Here is a 14,478-nt window from a genome sequence, read left to right on the forward strand (position 1 = left end):
CTTGGGGAGGATCTTTCCCTCGTCGTGCTGCGCAACACGCTAGCCCGGTCGGTGATTCCCCTTACCGCAGGGGCCCATTCATGACCAACCTGCGACATGGCCGGAACCGGTCGGAGATCGCCTCCTTACGCCACCCGTATGTCACCCGGTGGCTCAGTCCAGGGGAAAGCCCGTGTACCCCTCGGCGAGATCGGTCTCCGCCGCCCGGGAGGAGGCGATGCGCTCCAGCCGGGCGAGCTGCATCCGGTCCTCGAAGGGCGATGCGTCGGGGGCGCGGTGCAACAGGGTCGTCATGTCGTACGAGAACCGCTCGGCCTGCCAGACACGGCGCAGACAGGTCTCGGAGTAGGCGTCGAGCAGCACCGCCGAACCGGTCTCCTTCCGGTACGTCAGCGCCCGCGCGAACGTCACGACGTCCCCCACGGCCAGGTTCAGCCCCTTCGCTCCGGTCGGCGGCACGATGTGCGCCGCGTCCCCGGCGAGGAAGAGGCGGCCGTACCGCATGGGCTCATGGACGTACGACCGCATGGGGGTGACCGACTTCTGGGTGATCGGCCCGCGCTCCAGCCGCCACCCGTCCGCCGTCTCGAAGCGGCGCTCCAGCTCGTCCCAGATCTCCTGGTCCCCCCACGCCTCGGCGTCCGTGCCCTCGGGCACCTGGAGGTAGAGGCGGGAGACGGACGGGGAGCGCATGGAGAGGAGGGCGAAGCCGCGGTCGTGGCGGGCGTAGACGAGTTCGTCGTGCGAGGGCGGTACGTCGGCGAGGATGCCGAGCCAGCCGAAGGGGTACGTCCGCTCGAAGACGCGGGAGAGCGAGGCGGGGACCGCCTGCCGGGCCACGCCCCAGAAGCCGTCGCAGCCGACGACGTAGTCGCACTCCAGGACGTCCTCGTTCCCCTCGTGCCGGAAGCGGATGCGCGGGCTGTCGGTGTCCGCGCCCTCCACCGCCAGCGCCTCCGCCTCGAACAGCAGCGGGCCTCCCTCCTTGAGCTGGAGGGCGATGAGGTCCTTGCACACCTCGGTCTGGGCGTACACCATCACGGACCGGCCGCCGGTGAGGGCGGGGAAGTCGACGCGGTGGCGCTTCTTCGCGTACCGCAGCTCGATGCCGTCGTGGCGCAGCCCCTCGCGGTCCATGCGCTCCCCGGCGCCGGCCGCGCGCAGTACGTCCACCGTGCCCTGCTCCAGGATCCCGGCGCGCTGGCGCTGCTCGACGTAGGCGCGGTCCCGGCTTTCGAGCACGACCGAGTCGATGCCGGCGTTGTGGAGCAGCCGGGCGAGGAGGAGGCCGGCAGGGCCGGCTCCGATGATGCCGACGGTGGTGCGCATCCTGCATCCTTTGGTCGTTGGCCGTTGTTCGTGCAGTGAAATTTACTTCACTGATTTCCTGACGTGAGTTTCCGTCCGCTCACACCCGATGTCAACGGGTCGCGCGGTGAAGTCTTCAATGCATGGTGCAGGGATCGATCACGCATCGACGAACATGGTGGTGCCCGGAGCCGGACTTGAACCGGCACGCCCGCGTAGGGGCAGCGAGGTTTAAGCTCGCCGTGTCTGCATTCCACCATCCGGGCAGGCCATGGGCTCCGCGTCGAGGTTCCGAGCCTATCGGGATACATCCCCCGAACAGCGGAGCGGTGGACCGATGTTGTCTTATTTTATTGAGGTCTGAGGGTGCATCAGCCCATGGAACGCGCCATCCGCACTTGCCAATAGCCTTGCGTGCGACGGTTGGCGGCACATGCGGAATGACGGAATTTCACCGCCCGAACGAGGGTGCTCCACCGGTTCTCGACGGGAGCGTTTGCCGGGGCCGACGGGGCGCGGCGGTCAGGGGTCCCCGTCATCCCCAGGTATGACACGGCGGACTCGGGTCCGACCGGAGTCGCCCCCGTGAACCGGAACAGCGGCTGACTACACGGCAGACTCCTGCCACCACGATGGAACACGTCATCTTCAAGACGTCGTCCCGCGAGGAGTCCTTTCCCGTGACCACCACACCCGTCGCCGACCGGTCCACCACCACCGTGGCCGCACGAGCCACGGATCTCTCCAAGATCTACGGACAGGGCGAGACCCAGGTGGTCGCCCTCGACCGGGTCTCCGTCGACTTCCGGCAGGCCGAGTTCACCGCGATCATGGGCCCCTCGGGGTCGGGCAAGTCCACGCTGATGCACTGTGTGGCCGGTCTCGACAGCTTCTCCTCCGGCTCCGTGCGCATCGGCGAGACCGAGCTGGGTTCCCTGAAGGACAAGCAGCTCACCAAGTTGCGCAGGGACAAGATCGGCTTCATCTTCCAGGCGTTCAACCTGCTGCCGACGCTGACGGCCCTGGAGAACATCACCCTCCCGATGGACATCGCGGGCCGCAAGGCCGACAAGCAGTGGCTGGACCGGGTCATCGAGATGGTGGGGCTGCGGGACCGTCTCGGTCACCGCCCGGCCCAGCTCTCCGGCGGCCAGCAGCAGCGCGTCGCCGTGGCCCGCGCACTGGCCTCCCGCCCCGACATCATCTTCGGCGACGAGCCGACCGGAAACCTCGACTCCCGCTCCGGCGCCGAAGTGCTGGGCTTTCTGCGCAACTCCGTACGGGAGTTGGGGCAGACGGTGGTCATGGTGACCCACGACCCGGTGGCGGCGGCGTACGCGGACCGGGTGGTGTTCCTGGCGGACGGCCGGATCGTCGACCACATGCTGCAGCCGACGGCGGAAAGCGTGCTCGACTTCATGAAGCAATTCGACGCGAAGGGTCGCACCAGCTGATGTTCCGCACAGCACTGCGCAACGTCTTCGCGCACAAGGCCAGGCTGCTGATGACCGTGCTCGCCGTGATGCTCGGCGTCGCGTTCGTGTCGGGCACGCTGGTCTTCACCAACACCATCTCGGATGCGTTCCAGAAGAGTTCGGCCAAAGGCTTCGACCAGGTCGACGTGGCCGTGCAGGCCAAGTACCAGGAGAACAAGGGCAATACGGTCGGCAAGAAGCCCGAGCTGACCCAGGCGATGCTCGACAAGAGCGCCAAGGTACCGGGGGCGGCGAACGCCGTCGGCGTGGTGACCGGCTTCACCGCCATCGCCGACAAGGACGGCAAGCTCATCGGCGGCGGCTTCCAGTCGCAGGGCGGCAACTACTGGGGCGGCAAGGACGCCCGCTACCCGCTGAAGTCCGGCAGCGCGCCGCACGGCGCGAACCAGGTCGCCATCGACGCCAAGACGGCCGAACGCGCCGGGTACAAGGTCGGCGACGAGGTCCGCCTCTCCGTCGACGGCCCCGTCCTCACCCCGACGATCAGCGGCATCTTCACCACGGACGACGGCAATGTCGCCGCCGGCGGCAGCCTCGCCCTCTACGACACGGCCACCGCCCAGAAGCTGTTCGGCAAGCCGGGCACGTACGACGAGATCGACGTGAAGGCCGCTCCCGGCACCTCCCAGGTCGCGCTGAAGACCGGCCTGGACAACGCGCTGGGCACCAAGCTCGTCGAGACCACCACCGGCAAGAAGCTCGCCGACGACCAGGCCGAGCAGATCTCCTCGTCGATGAGCGGGCTGAAGCAGGGCCTGCTGGTCTTCGCCGGCATCGCGCTCTTCGTCGGCACGTTCATCATCGCCAACACCTTCACCATGCTGGTCGCCCAGCGCACCAAGGAGCTCGCGCTGCTGCGGGCCGTCGGTGCCTCGCGCCGCCAGGTCACCCGGTCCGTGCTGATCGAGGCCTTCGTGGTCGGTGTGGTCGCAGGCGTCACCGGCCTGGTAGCGGGCATCGGCATCGGCGCCGGCCTGCGCTCCCTGATGGGCACGCTGGGCGCCAGCGTGCCCGACGGCCCGCTGGTCATCACACCGGGCACGGTCGCGGCGGCCCTCGCGGTCGGCGTCGTCATCACCATGCTCGCGGCGTGGCTGCCCGGCCGCCGCGCCGCGAAGATCCCGCCGGTGGCCGCGATGAGCAGCGTCCACGCGAAGGCGACGACCAAGTCGCTGGTGCTGCGCAACACGCTGGGCGCGCTGTTCAGTGGCGCGGGTATCGCGGTGGTCCTCGCGGCGACGACGATGGACGGCTCGGGCGGGCAGGCCCCGATGGGCCTCGGCGCGGTCCTGCTCATCATCGGCGTCTTCATCCTCACACCGTTGCTGTCCCGCCCGCTGATCGCGGCCGCGGCCCCGGTCCTGCGGATCTTCGGCATCTCGGGCAAGCTGGCCCGCCAGAACTCGGTGCGCAACCCACGCCGCACGGCGGCCACGGCCTCCGCGCTGATGATCGGTCTCACCCTCATCACCGGTATGACGGTGATGGCGGGCAGCCTGCAGAAGTCGATCGACAAGATGGCCTCGTCCGCCATCAAGGCCGACTACGTGGTCTCCATGGCCAACGGCAACGAGCTCTCGCCGGACGTCGACAGGAAGCTGGACGCCACCGACGGTGTCACCGCAACCAGCCCCCTGCGCAACGTCTATTCGCGCATCGACGGCACGGGCGAGTCCCTGACCGGCGTGAACGGCTCGGCGATCGTCGGGCTGACCGACCTGAAGGTGGACAGCGGCGCCTTCAAGGTGGGCGGCGCGCAGGTCGTCGTGGACGAGGACACGGCCAAGTCGCATGGCTGGAAGGAGGGTTCGGGCTTCACCGCGCACTATGAGGACGGGAAGTCGACCCCGCTGACGGTCTCCGGTATCTACAAGGGCAACGAACTCATCCGCGGCATCCTGGTCGACAGCCGGACCGTCACCCCGCACCTGACCGACCCCGGTGACATGCAGGTCCTGGTGAAGACGGCGGACGGCGCGTCCGACGCGACCAAGGACAAGCTGGAGAAGGCCCTCGGCACCAACCCGGCCATCAAGGTCCAGAGCAAGCAGGACCTGTCCGACGACATCGCGAAGATGTTCACGCTGATGCTGAACATGCTCTACGGCCTGCTCGCCATGGCCGTGATCGTCGCGGTCCTCGGTGTCATCAACACCCTGGCCATGTCGGTCTTCGAACGCTCCCAGGAGATCGGCATGCTCCGCGCGATCGGCCTGGACCGCAAGGGCATCAAGCGGATGGTCCGTCTGGAGTCGCTCGTCATCTCGCTCTTCGGCGGGGTGCTGGGCATCGGCCTGGGCGTGTTCTTCGGCTGGGCGGCCGGCGAACTCCTCGGCACGAAGATGGCGACGTACGAACTGGTCCTGCCCTGGGCGCGGATGGCCGTCTTCCTCCTCCTGGCGGCGACGGTCGGCGTCCTGGCGGCCCTGTGGCCGGCCCGGCGGGCGGCACGGCTGAACATGCTGGCGGCCATCAAGTCGGAGTAGCCGTACGGCAGTCGGGGCCCCGTTCGTCCACCGAACGGGGCCCCTTCGTACGTACGGGACTCACGCACCCCAGGTACGGGCGCGCAGCGGCATCCCGGAGGCGCCGCCGTCCGGTGTCCGCACGGCCAGCACCTGGTTGACGCCGATGCGGTTGCGCTCGAAGGCCAGGGCGCAGGCGGCCATGTACAGCCGCCAGACGCGGGCGCGGCCGGGCCCGGCCAGCCGCATCGCCCGCGGCCAGTCGGCCTCCAGGTTGGCCACCCAGCGGCGCAGGGTGAGCCCGTAGTGCTCGCGGATCGCCTCCACGTCACGCACCTCGAGCCCGGCGCGCTCCAGCTGCCCGACGGTGCTGCCGAGGGGGGCGAGTTCACCGTCGGGGAAGACATAGGCGTCGATGAACTCGTCGACGCTGTACGACGATTCGTCGCGCTGCGGACGGCGCGCGATCTGGTGGTTGAGCAGCCGCCCGCCGGGCTTCAGCAGGCGGTACAGCTCCTCCGCGTACTCCAAGTACCTTTCCTTGCCCACGTGTTCGGCCATGCCGACGGAGGCGATGGCGTCGTACGGCCCGTCGGGGACGTCGCGGTAGTCCTGCACCCGGATCTCGACCCGGTCGGTCAGCCCTTCGCCCGCGACGCGCTTACGGGCGTACGCGGCCTGCTCCTGCGACAGCGTGATGCCGACGACGCTCGCGCCGTGCTCGCGGGCGGCGTGGATGGCCAGGGAGCCCCAGCCGCAGCCGACGTCGAGAAGCCGCTGACCGGGTGTCAGGCCGAGTTTGCGGCAGATGAGTTCGAGCTTGTCGCGCTGGGCGTCCTCGAGGGTGGCGCCGGGGGTGGTGTCGGGGTTGGGCCAGTAGGCGCACGAGTAGACCATCGACGGGCCGAGGACGATCTCGTAGAAGTCGTTGCCGACGTCGTAGTGGTGGCTGATGGCGCGCCTGTCGCTGCGTTTGGTGTGCAGATGGGTGCGGGCCCTGCGGACCTCCTCGCGGGGCGGGGCGAGCGGCAGCGGGAGCCCGGCGACCTTCACGAGGCCGCGTGCGGCGGCGCGCACCTCGGGGTCGCGCAGCATCTGCAGCAGGCTCCTGGCGTCCTCCCCGCGCTCCCACACGAGCTCCGACATCAGATCGAGGGTGGCATAGAGATCCCCCTCGATGTCCAGGTCCCCGGCGACCCAGGCCCGGGCCAGCCCCAGCTCCCCCGGCTTGAACAGCAGGCGCCGTACCGCCCGCCGATTCCGCACGACCAGCGCCGGTGCGCCCGGCGGCCCTGCCTGCGAACCGTCCCAGGCGCGGATGCGCACCGGGAGCGGTACCCCCAGCAACTGTTCGACGAGGCTCTTCAGCCGCAGTGCGGCGTCGGCCATGGCGCACACCTCCGTGACAACGCTCCCGGAATGTCCAACACCACGTATAAACAAAATGGCGTGGCTGCACAGTCCCCCGTGCGCGTGGAGCTGTGCATTTTTCACCCGGGAAACGCCGAAGGACCCCCTGCACCACGGATGGCAGGGGGCCCTTCGGCGGTTCAGCGACCGGAGCCGGTCAGGAGGCCTTCGCCTCGGTCTTCTCCGGCTTGGCTGCCGCAGGCGCCGGCATGGGCTTGGCGGCCTCGTAGAACTCCTCGCGCGGGTGCTCCATCGCGCCGAGGGAGACGACCTCGCGCTTGAGGAACATACCGAGGGTCCAGTCGGCGAAGACGCGGACCTTGCGGTTCCAGGTCGGCATGGCCAGACCGTGGTAGCCGCGGTGCATGTACCAGGCGAGACGGCCCTTGAGCTTGATCTTCATCTTGCCCATGACGATCATCGCGACGCCCTTGTGCAGGCCGAGACCCGCGACGGCGCCCTTGTTGCCGTGGCTGTAGTCCTTCTGCGGGAAGCCCCGCATACCGGAGATCACGTTGTCGCCGAGGACCTTGGCCTGACGCAGGGCGTGCTGGGCGTTCGGCGGGCACCAGGCGTTCTCGTTGCCCGCCTTGCGGCCGACGAGGTCCGGGACCTGGGCGTTGTCGCCGGCGGCCCAGATGTAGTCGGTGCCCTGGACCTGGAGGGTCGGGGCGCAGTCGACGTGACCGCGGGGGCCGAGCGGCAGGCCGTAGCGGGACAGAACCGGGTTCGGCTTCACACCGGCGGTCCACACGACGGTGTTGGAGTCGACCTCGAGGCCGTTCTTCAGCACCACATGCCCGTCGACGCAGGAGTCCATCGAGGTGGAGAGGTAGATCTCCACACCGCGGCTCTCCAGGTGCTCCTTGCCGTAGGCGCCCAGCTTGGGGCCGACCTCGGGGAGGATCTTGTCGGCGGCGTCGACGAGGATGAAGCGCATGTCCTCGCGGGACACGGTCTTGTAGTACTTGGCCGCGTCGCGGGCCAGGTCCTCGACCTCACCGATGGTCTCCGCACCGGCGAAGCCGCCGCCGACGAAGACGAAGGTGAGCGCCTTGCGGCGGATCTCCTCGTCGGTCGTGGAGTCGGCCTTGTCGAGCTGCTCGAGAACGTGGTTGCGCAGGCCGATGGCCTCCTCGACGCCCTTCATACCGATGCCCTGCTCGGCGAGGCCGGGGATCGGGAAGGTGCGGGAGACCGCGCCGAGCGCGATCACCAGGTAGTCGAAGGGCAGCTCGTACGCCTCGCCGACCAGCGGCGCGACGGTGGCGACCTTGCGGTCCTGGTCGATGGTGGTGACCCGGCCGGTGAGAACCTCCGCCTTCGGCAGCACGCGTCGCAGCGGGACGACGACGTGGCGCGGGGAGATGTTGCCGGCGGCGGTTTCGGGAAGGAAGGGCTGGTAGGTCATGTACGACCGGGGGTCGACGACCGTGACGGTCGCCTCTCCGTAGCGCATCTTCTTCTGGATACGCCGAGCTGCGTACAGGCCTACGTACCCACCGCCTACTACGAGGATCCTGGGACGCTCCGTGGTGCTCATGCCATCGAGTATCCACCTGCCCCAGGGGGGTCGCTCGTGCGCCCCTTCACAAGCTCTTGCAGGGGGTGTGTTATCCTCCGCGGCTCGCTGACACGGGCCGTGTCGCGGCGGGGGTCTCACGGGGCGGTACGTCCCGTTGTCAATGCCGCGTGAGCTGCCTCTCCGCGTCGCCGGAGGTGTCGTGAGCCCTCCGTAACACCTCCCGGTGAGCGCCCTCCAGGGAAGCTTCCCACACCTCTTCTGAACACGTTCAAGGGGTTGTTGGGACCCCGGAAGGCCCAACCGGCCCCTTTTCGTGCTTCCACGAGGCGGAATTCCTTGTGAAGAACTTCACGAACTTTCCTGGCGGCGTGTCGCCGAGAGGCCCCGAAAGGCCCCCCGGGGCACGCTCATACGCTATCCGACCTGCTCGTCCGAGAGCTACCGATCGGTAATAAGAGAGAGCTACGCCACCGACCACGCGATGCCGTCGAGGATGTCGTGCTCGCTCACGACGACCTCCTCGGCCCCGATCCGCTCCATGATCGACAGCAGTACGAGGGCCCCCGCGGCGATCACGTCGACGCGCCCCGGGTGCATGGAGGGGACGGCCGCGCGCTCGACGTGGGTGGAGTGCAGCAGCCACCCGGTGATCTCGCGGACCTTGTCGAGGGAGATCCGGGAGTGGTGGATGCGCTCCGAGTCGTACTCGGGCAGCTCCTGCGCGATCGACGACACCGTGGTGACGGACCCGGCGAGCCCGACCAGCGTGCGCGCCTCGCGCAGCGGGACCGTCTCCTCGGCGAGGTCGAGGGCCCGCTCGATGTCGGCCCGCATGGCCGCGATCTGCTCCTCGGTGGGCGGGTCGGTGACCGCGCCGTCCTGCACGAGGTGCCGCTCGGTCATCCGCACGCAACCGACGTCCACCGAGCGCGCCGCGCGCACATGGTCGTCGCCGACGACGAACTCGGTCGAGCCGCCGCCGATGTCGACCACCAGGTAGGGACGGTCGAGGTCGTCACGCCCCTTCAGTTCCTTGGTCGCCCCCGTGAAGGAGAACTCGGCCTCCTGCTCGCCGGAGATGACCTCGGGCTCGACACCCAGGATGTCCACGACGCCCCGTACGAATTCGTCGCGGTTCGAGGCGTCCCGGGAGGCCGAGGTGGCCACGAACCGCACCTTGTCGGCGCCCAGTTCGCGGATCACGTCCGCGTACTCCCGGCACGCCGCGAACGTCCGCTCCAGCGCCTCGGGGGCCAGCCGGCCGGTCCGGTCGACGTCCTGGCCGAGCCGCACGATCGTCATGCGCCGGTCGAGCTCCAGCAGTTCGCCCGTGGCCGGGTTGACGTCCGCGACAAGCAGCCGGATGGAGTTCGTACCGCAGTCGACGGCGGCGACCCGGCTGAAGCCCTCGGGAACCATCGGCTTGTACGCGAAGAAGCCGCTGCGGATCGCGGCGGGGTCGGTGACCTCGCCCTGCGCCTCGCCGGGGAGCTCGTCCGCCGGGTCGGGCGCGTGCAGCGGCTGCACGCACGGACCCTTGAGCCACCACTCCGGCAGCATCGCGATCGCCTCGTCGCCCAGCGGGTTGACGCCCGGGCCCGCGGCCAGGGAGTGGCCCACCAGGACGTGCAGGCACTTCACCCGGTCGGGCATGCCGCCCGCGCTCGGGAAGCCCTCCAGGACCTCGATGGCGTCACGGCGCGCGATGTAGTCCTCGTGTGCGGCGCGGTACGCGGCGGCCAGCTCCGGGTCGGTCTGCAGCCGCTCCGTCATCTCCTTCATGACGCCGTTCGCCTCCAGCGTGCCGATCGCCGAGGCGGCGCGCGGGCACGTCAGGTAGTACGTCGTCGGGAAGGGCGTGCCGTCGGGCAGCCGCGGCGCGGTCTCCACGACGTCCGGCTGGCCGCAGGGGCAGCGGTGCGCGATGGCACGCAGCCCGCGCGGCGGCCGCCCGAGCTGCTGCTTGAAGGCCTCGACGTCGGCGTCGGTGGGCTCGGTGCGCGGGGTGGGCGGCGGGGGCGTATCCATGCCTGTACTGAATTCCTCTGTCGGTTCACTGGGCGGAGGCGTCGGACTTGTCGACCCCGTCCCAGACGTTCGTGTACCAGGGGCGGTGGCCCGCGCCCTGCTCGAAGCGCGACTGCTTGGCCACGTTCGGGTCGATCACGACGTAACTCGTCTCCCCGGGCAGCACATAGTGCAGGCGCAGCCGGATCTGCTGCTCGGCGTACTCGTCGTCCTGCCAGCGCGCCTTGAGGTCGCGCAGCTGCTCGACCCGCGCCTTGGCCTGCTCCTTCTGCCGCTGGAGATCGGCGATCTGGGAGCGCTGGGAGACGTACTGCCTTATGGGGTACGCGAGGGCCACGACCAGCGAGCAGAGCACCAGGGCGAGCAGCGCCGCCCGGCCGGTCAGCCGGGATCGGCGGGCCTGCCGTTTGGTCTGGGAGCGGTAGACACGGGCCGCCGTCTGCTCGCCCAGCAGCCTGATCCTGGTCGCGGTGGAGAACCGGTCCCGGTCCTTCACGGCCATGTTCCCCGCCTCCCGTCACACGCGCGTACGTCCCCGCACACGGTACGGGACCGGTACGGGGACGTACGTACGACTGGCGCAGGCTTAACCCTTTACGGTTCAGCCCTTGATGCTCAGCCCTTGAAGCGGGGGAACGCCGAGCGGCCCGCGTACTCCGCGGCGTCGTCGAGGATCTCCTCGATGCGCAGCAGCTGGTTGTACTTGGCGACACGGTCCGAGCGGGCCGGGGCGCCGGTCTTGATCTGGCCGCAGTTCACCGCGACGGCGAGGTCGGCGATGGTGACGTCCTCGGTCTCGCCGGAGCGGTGGGACATCATGCACTTGAAGCCGTTGCGCTGGGCCATCTCGACGGCGTCCAGGGTCTCGGTCAGCGAGCCGATCTGGTTCACCTTGACGAGCAGGGCGTTGGCGGTGCCCTCCTCGATGCCGCGGGCCAGGCGCTCCGGGTTGGTGACGAAGAGGTCGTCGCCGACGATCTGGACCTTGTCGCCGATCCGGTCGGTGATGACCTTCCAGCCGGCCCAGTCGTCCTCGTACAGCGGGTCCTCGATGGAGACGAGCGGGTACGCGGAGACCAGCTCCTCGTAGTACTCGGTCATCTCGGCGGCCGAGCGGGACTTGCCCTCGAACTCGTACTTGCCGTCCTTGTAGAACTCGGACGCGGCGACGTCGAGCGCGAGCGCGATCTGCTCGCCGGGGACGTAACCGGCCTGCTTGATGGCCTCGATGATGAGGTCGAGCGCGGCGCGGTTGGACTCCAGGTTCGGGGCGAAGCCGCCCTCGTCGCCGAGGCCGGTGGACAGGCCCTTGGTCTTCAGCACCTTCTTGAGGGTGTGGTAGACCTCGGCGCCCCAGCGCAGGGCCTCGGAGAAGGACTCCGCGCCGATCGGGGCGATCATGAACTCCTGGATGTCCACGTTGGAGTCGGCGTGCGAGCCGCCGTTCAGGATGTTCATCATCGGAACGGGCAGCAGGTGCGCGTTGGGGCCGCCCAGGTAGCGGAAGAGCGGGAGGTCGCTGGCCTCGGAGGCGGCGTGGGCGACGGCGAGGGAGACGCCGAGGATGGCGTTGGCGCCGAGGGAGCCCTTGTTGTCGGTGGCGTCCAGGTCGAACATGGCCTGGTCGATCAGGCGCTGCTCGGTGGCGTCGTAGCCGACCAGCTCCGGGCCGATCTGCTCGATGACGGCGAGGACGGCCTTCTCGACACCCTTGCCGCCGTAGCGGTTGGGGTCACCGTCGCGGAGCTCGATGGCCTCGAAGGCGCCCGTGGAGGCGCCGGACGGGACGGCGGCACGACCCGTGCTGCCGTCGTCGAGGCCGACCTCGACCTCGACCGTGGGGTTGCCTCGGGAGTCCAGGATTTCCCGGGCTACGACGACGTCGATGGACGGCACGAGCATCTCCTTCATGGATGTGACGCGGCTGCGGCAGTAGCGCAGTGGCTCTGCGAGACGAGCCTAACCGCCTCAGGCCGATCGGCCACGTTGCCGACCACGCCTTGGGCAGAACCGAGAGTAAATTGTTTCCGAACGGAACAAAGCGTGGGGGCAAAAAGAACCCCGCCCCGGTGCGTACGGGGGAAGACGCACCGGAGCGGGGAGCCCGTGGGGACGGGGGAGGCCCTCACGTGTCCTCCATGCTGGAGGACACGGCTGTCAGGGCGCTGTGGTTCAGCTACCAGCCCTCTGTTGCCCGAGCTGCTACTTGAGGTGCAGCTGCTGGCCCGGGTAGATGAGGTTGGCGTCCTCGACGATGTCCTTGTTCAGCTTGAACAGCTTCTGCCAGCCGCCCTTGACGCCGTGCTTCTCGGCGATCGAGCTGAGGGTGTCGCCCTTGACGACCTTGTACTCGCCGTCGCCCTTCTTGACCTTCTTGCCGGTCGGGGTGGTGACGGTCTTCGTCGACTTCTTGGCCGTCGGGCGCTCGGCGGAGCGGGAGGCGCTCTGCTCGGAGGAGTGGCTGCTGGTGGAGGACGAGCTGCTGGAGCTGCTCGACGCGCTGCCGCCGTTGTAGGCGGCGCCGGACAGTCCCGTGCCGCAGACCGGCCAGGCGCCCTTGCCCTGGGCGGCGAGGACCTTCTCGGCGACGGCTATCTGCTGCGCCTTGCTGGCCTGGTTGGCGGTGGAGGCGTACTGCGTGCCGCCGTACGCGGCCCAGGTGGAGGCGGAGAACTGCAGGCCGCCGTAGTAGCCGTTCCCGGTGTTGATGGACCAGTTGCCGCCCGACTCGCACTGGGCGACGGTGTCCCACTCGGAGGCGGTGGCGGCGGAGGCGCTGCCGGCCGCCATCAGCGGGGCGGCGATGGCGACACCGGTGACGCCGGCCAGCGCGGCGACGCGGGTGGCCTTGGACGGACGGCGGTGCTTGCCCTTGCCGGAAAACAGCATGGTTCATCCCCTCACCGACGCCTGCGAGGTGAGCTGTCGGGTTCGGGCCGGTTGAGTTGCCCGGCCGTGCCCTCGCTTGCACGAGGCACGGCTACACCCCTAGCCGCCGCCGTCAACTGCCCGGTGCGGCACTTACCTTGGGTCCCCCGCTCCTGCCTACGGCGCTGTTAAGCGACGACTGTTCCCGTACGGCCGCTGGCAGGATTCGGCGTTGCGGCAGCCGGGGCTCGTGGTGACGAGCGGTGACGACGGTAGACATGCGATCCGCCGAATTTCAAAGACGATCAGGGCTTCTGAGACTCATCCCACACTTTCACCAAACCGGACATTCAGCGCGAAGTGTGACGTGAACTCCCGCTGCATTTCGCCCTATTCGGCACCCACTTGCAGGGTCTGACCGGCGACGATGTGGTTCGGGTCGGTACCGATGGCCTTCTTGTTCTTGGCGTAGAGCGCCCGCCATCCGCCGTCCAGGTCAAGGGAGTCGACGATGGAGGCGAGAGTGTCGCCGGCATGGACGGTGTACGTGTCGCCCGCGCGACTGCCGGCCTTGGTCTCACCCTTGGTCTCGCCCTTGGTTTCGTCGGCGCTGGCGCCGCGGTGGCGGCCGGTGCCGATCGCTCCGGTGTCGACGAGGCTCCAAGAACCCACCGCCTGCTCGGACTTGTCCGAGTCGTCCCCGTTCGCCTTGTCTGTGGACGAGCTGTCGCCGCCCTGTGAGCCGCCCGAGGCTTTCTCGGACGGCGAGGTGGAGGGCGAGGCCGATGTACCGGATTCGGCGGAGTTGTCCGTCGTGTCCGTGGAGGCCGAAGGGGAGGTGCTGGAGGACGAGTCGGAGGACGAATCCGACGAAGAGGACTCATCGGAAGCGCCACTCGACGAGTTGGACAAGCCGGTGGAGTCGGATGAATCAGATGAGCCGGACGAACCGGAACCGCCGTCCAGCACACCCGTGTCGACGTCGGCCGAACCCGAGTCCTTGGTCAGCCCGGAGGTCAGTCCGCAGGTGTGGAAGGCGCCGACACCCTGGTCGTCCAGGAGCTTCTCGGCGACGGCTATCTGCTGGTTGCGGCTGGCCAGGTCGGCGCTGGGGGCGTAGTCGAGGCCGCCGTACTTCTCCCAGTTCTCCTGGGTCAACTTGAGCCCGCCGTAGAACCCGTTGCCGCTGTTCTCGCTCCAGGAGCCGCCGGTCTCGCACTGTGCCACCTTGTCCCACGTGGTGCCGTCGGCGGCACTGGCGCCGCTCGCGGCGAAGAGCGGGATCGCGATGGCGGAGCCGGTCACTCCGGCAGCGACGAGGAGAGCCGGAGCCTGGCGGGGGCGACGGTGTCGACCGTTCCCGGAGAGCATGCGGAGA

General features: G+C 69.0%; 10 protein-coding genes, 1 tRNA gene, 1 pseudogene and 1 riboswitch. Of the genes and pseudogenes, 2 read left to right on the forward strand and 10 right to left on the reverse strand.

The genetic code is table 11. The features are described 5' to 3' along the window. Positions 1-153: 153 nt before the first annotated feature. Together ACFY10_RS18880 and ACFY10_RS18885 are read right to left on the reverse strand one after the other, a co-directional pair. Positions 154-1,329, reverse strand: a complete 1,176-nt coding sequence (locus ACFY10_RS18880) for a 4-hydroxybenzoate 3-monooxygenase (protein ID WP_390666272.1) — start codon at positions 1,327-1,329, stop codon at positions 154-156. A gap of 158 nt (positions 1,330-1,487) precedes the next feature. Then, a tRNA-Leu gene (locus tag ACFY10_RS18885) sits at positions 1,488-1,574 on the reverse strand. Positions 1,575-1,988: 414 nt separating this feature from the next. On the opposite strand from ACFY10_RS18885, the gene ACFY10_RS18890 reads away from it, so the two are divergent. Next, positions 1,989-2,762, forward strand: coding sequence for an ABC transporter ATP-binding protein (locus ACFY10_RS18890; RefSeq protein ID WP_390666273.1), 774 nt, complete (start codon positions 1,989-1,991; stop codon positions 2,760-2,762). Further along, positions 2,762-5,290, forward strand: coding sequence for an ABC transporter permease (locus tag ACFY10_RS18895; RefSeq protein WP_390666274.1), 2,529 nt, complete (start codon positions 2,762-2,764; stop codon positions 5,288-5,290). Before ACFY10_RS18890 ends, ACFY10_RS18895 begins: the two co-directional genes overlap by 1 nt. Positions 5,291-5,350: 60 nt before the next feature. On the opposite strand, the gene ACFY10_RS18900 is transcribed toward ACFY10_RS18895, so the two are convergent. The 8 genes and pseudogenes from ACFY10_RS18900 to ACFY10_RS18935 all read right to left on the reverse strand — a co-directional run bounded on the left by ACFY10_RS18900 (position 5,351) and on the right by ACFY10_RS18935 (position 14,471). Next, positions 5,351-6,658, reverse strand: a complete 1,308-nt coding sequence (locus tag ACFY10_RS18900; RefSeq protein WP_390666275.1) for a class I SAM-dependent methyltransferase — start codon at positions 6,656-6,658, stop codon at positions 5,351-5,353. A gap of 178 nt (positions 6,659-6,836) precedes the next feature. After that, entirely contained in the window at positions 6,837-8,222 is a 1,386-nt protein-coding gene (locus ACFY10_RS18905) for an NAD(P)/FAD-dependent oxidoreductase (protein ID WP_390666276.1), read from the reverse strand. Between the two features lie 444 nt (positions 8,223-8,666). After that, positions 8,667-9,623 carry an exopolyphosphatase gene (locus ACFY10_RS18910; protein WP_390666730.1) on the reverse strand — a complete coding sequence of 319 codons (957 nt, stop codon included), beginning with the start codon at positions 9,621-9,623 and terminating at the stop codon, positions 8,667-8,669. A 207-nt stretch (positions 9,624-9,830) separates the two neighbouring features. Then, a pseudogene (locus ACFY10_RS18915) lies at positions 9,831-10,232 on the reverse strand (DUF501 domain-containing protein); the annotation flags it as partial. Between the two features lie 25 nt (positions 10,233-10,257). Beyond that, entirely contained in the window at positions 10,258-10,734 is a 477-nt protein-coding gene (locus ACFY10_RS18920; RefSeq protein ID WP_390666277.1) for a septum formation initiator family protein, read from the reverse strand. Positions 10,735-10,847: 113 nt separating this feature from the next. Further along, positions 10,848-12,134: a phosphopyruvate hydratase gene (gene eno / locus ACFY10_RS18925; RefSeq protein ID WP_390666731.1), complete on the reverse strand. Its 1,287-nt coding sequence runs from the start codon at positions 12,132-12,134 to the stop codon at positions 10,848-10,850. A 300-nt stretch (positions 12,135-12,434) separates the two neighbouring features. Then, positions 12,435-13,121 carry a transglycosylase family protein gene (locus ACFY10_RS18930; protein WP_390666278.1) on the reverse strand — a complete coding sequence of 229 codons (687 nt, stop codon included), beginning with the start codon at positions 13,119-13,121 and terminating at the stop codon, positions 12,435-12,437. 3 nt (positions 13,122-13,124) lie between these two features. Beyond that, positions 13,125-13,295: riboswitch (cyclic di-AMP (ydaO/yuaA leader) on the reverse strand. Between the two features lie 195 nt (positions 13,296-13,490). Continuing rightward, the gene (locus ACFY10_RS18935; RefSeq protein ID WP_390666279.1) at positions 13,491-14,471 is read right to left on the reverse strand and encodes a transglycosylase family protein; all 981 of its coding nucleotides are present in this window, start codon (positions 14,469-14,471) and stop codon (positions 13,491-13,493) included. Positions 14,472-14,478: the final 7 nt, after the last annotated feature.

The sequence above is a fragment of the Streptomyces sp. NPDC001401 genome, assembly GCF_042895385.1.
Taxonomy (GTDB): domain Bacteria; phylum Actinomycetota; class Actinomycetes; order Streptomycetales; family Streptomycetaceae; genus Streptomyces.

Excerpts from the sequence above, each read along its gene's own strand:
- ACFY10_RS18880 (WP_390666272.1), bottom strand. The coding sequence starts at position 1,329 with ATGCGCACCACCGTCGGCATCATCGGAGCCGGCCCTGCCGGCCTCCTC.
- ACFY10_RS18895 (WP_390666274.1), top strand. The coding sequence starts at position 2,762 with ATGTTCCGCACAGCACTGCGCAACGTCTTCGCGCACAAGGCCAGGCTG.
- ACFY10_RS18900 (WP_390666275.1), bottom strand. The coding sequence starts at position 6,658 with ATGGCCGACGCCGCACTGCGGCTGAAGAGCCTCGTCGAACAGTTGCTG.
- ACFY10_RS18905 (WP_390666276.1), bottom strand. The coding sequence starts at position 8,222 with ATGAGCACCACGGAGCGTCCCAGGATCCTCGTAGTAGGCGGTGGGTAC.
- ACFY10_RS18910 (WP_390666730.1), bottom strand. The coding sequence starts at position 9,623 with ATGGTTCCCGAGGGCTTCAGCCGGGTCGCCGCCGTCGACTGCGGTACG.
- ACFY10_RS18920 (WP_390666277.1), bottom strand. The coding sequence starts at position 10,734 with ATGGCCGTGAAGGACCGGGACCGGTTCTCCACCGCGACCAGGATCAGG.
- eno (WP_390666731.1), bottom strand. The coding sequence starts at position 12,134 with ATGCTCGTGCCGTCCATCGACGTCGTCGTAGCCCGGGAAATCCTGGAC.
- ACFY10_RS18930 (WP_390666278.1), bottom strand. The coding sequence starts at position 13,121 with ATGCTGTTTTCCGGCAAGGGCAAGCACCGCCGTCCGTCCAAGGCCACC.
- ACFY10_RS18935 (WP_390666279.1), bottom strand. The coding sequence starts at position 14,471 with ATGCTCTCCGGGAACGGTCGACACCGTCGCCCCCGCCAGGCTCCGGCT.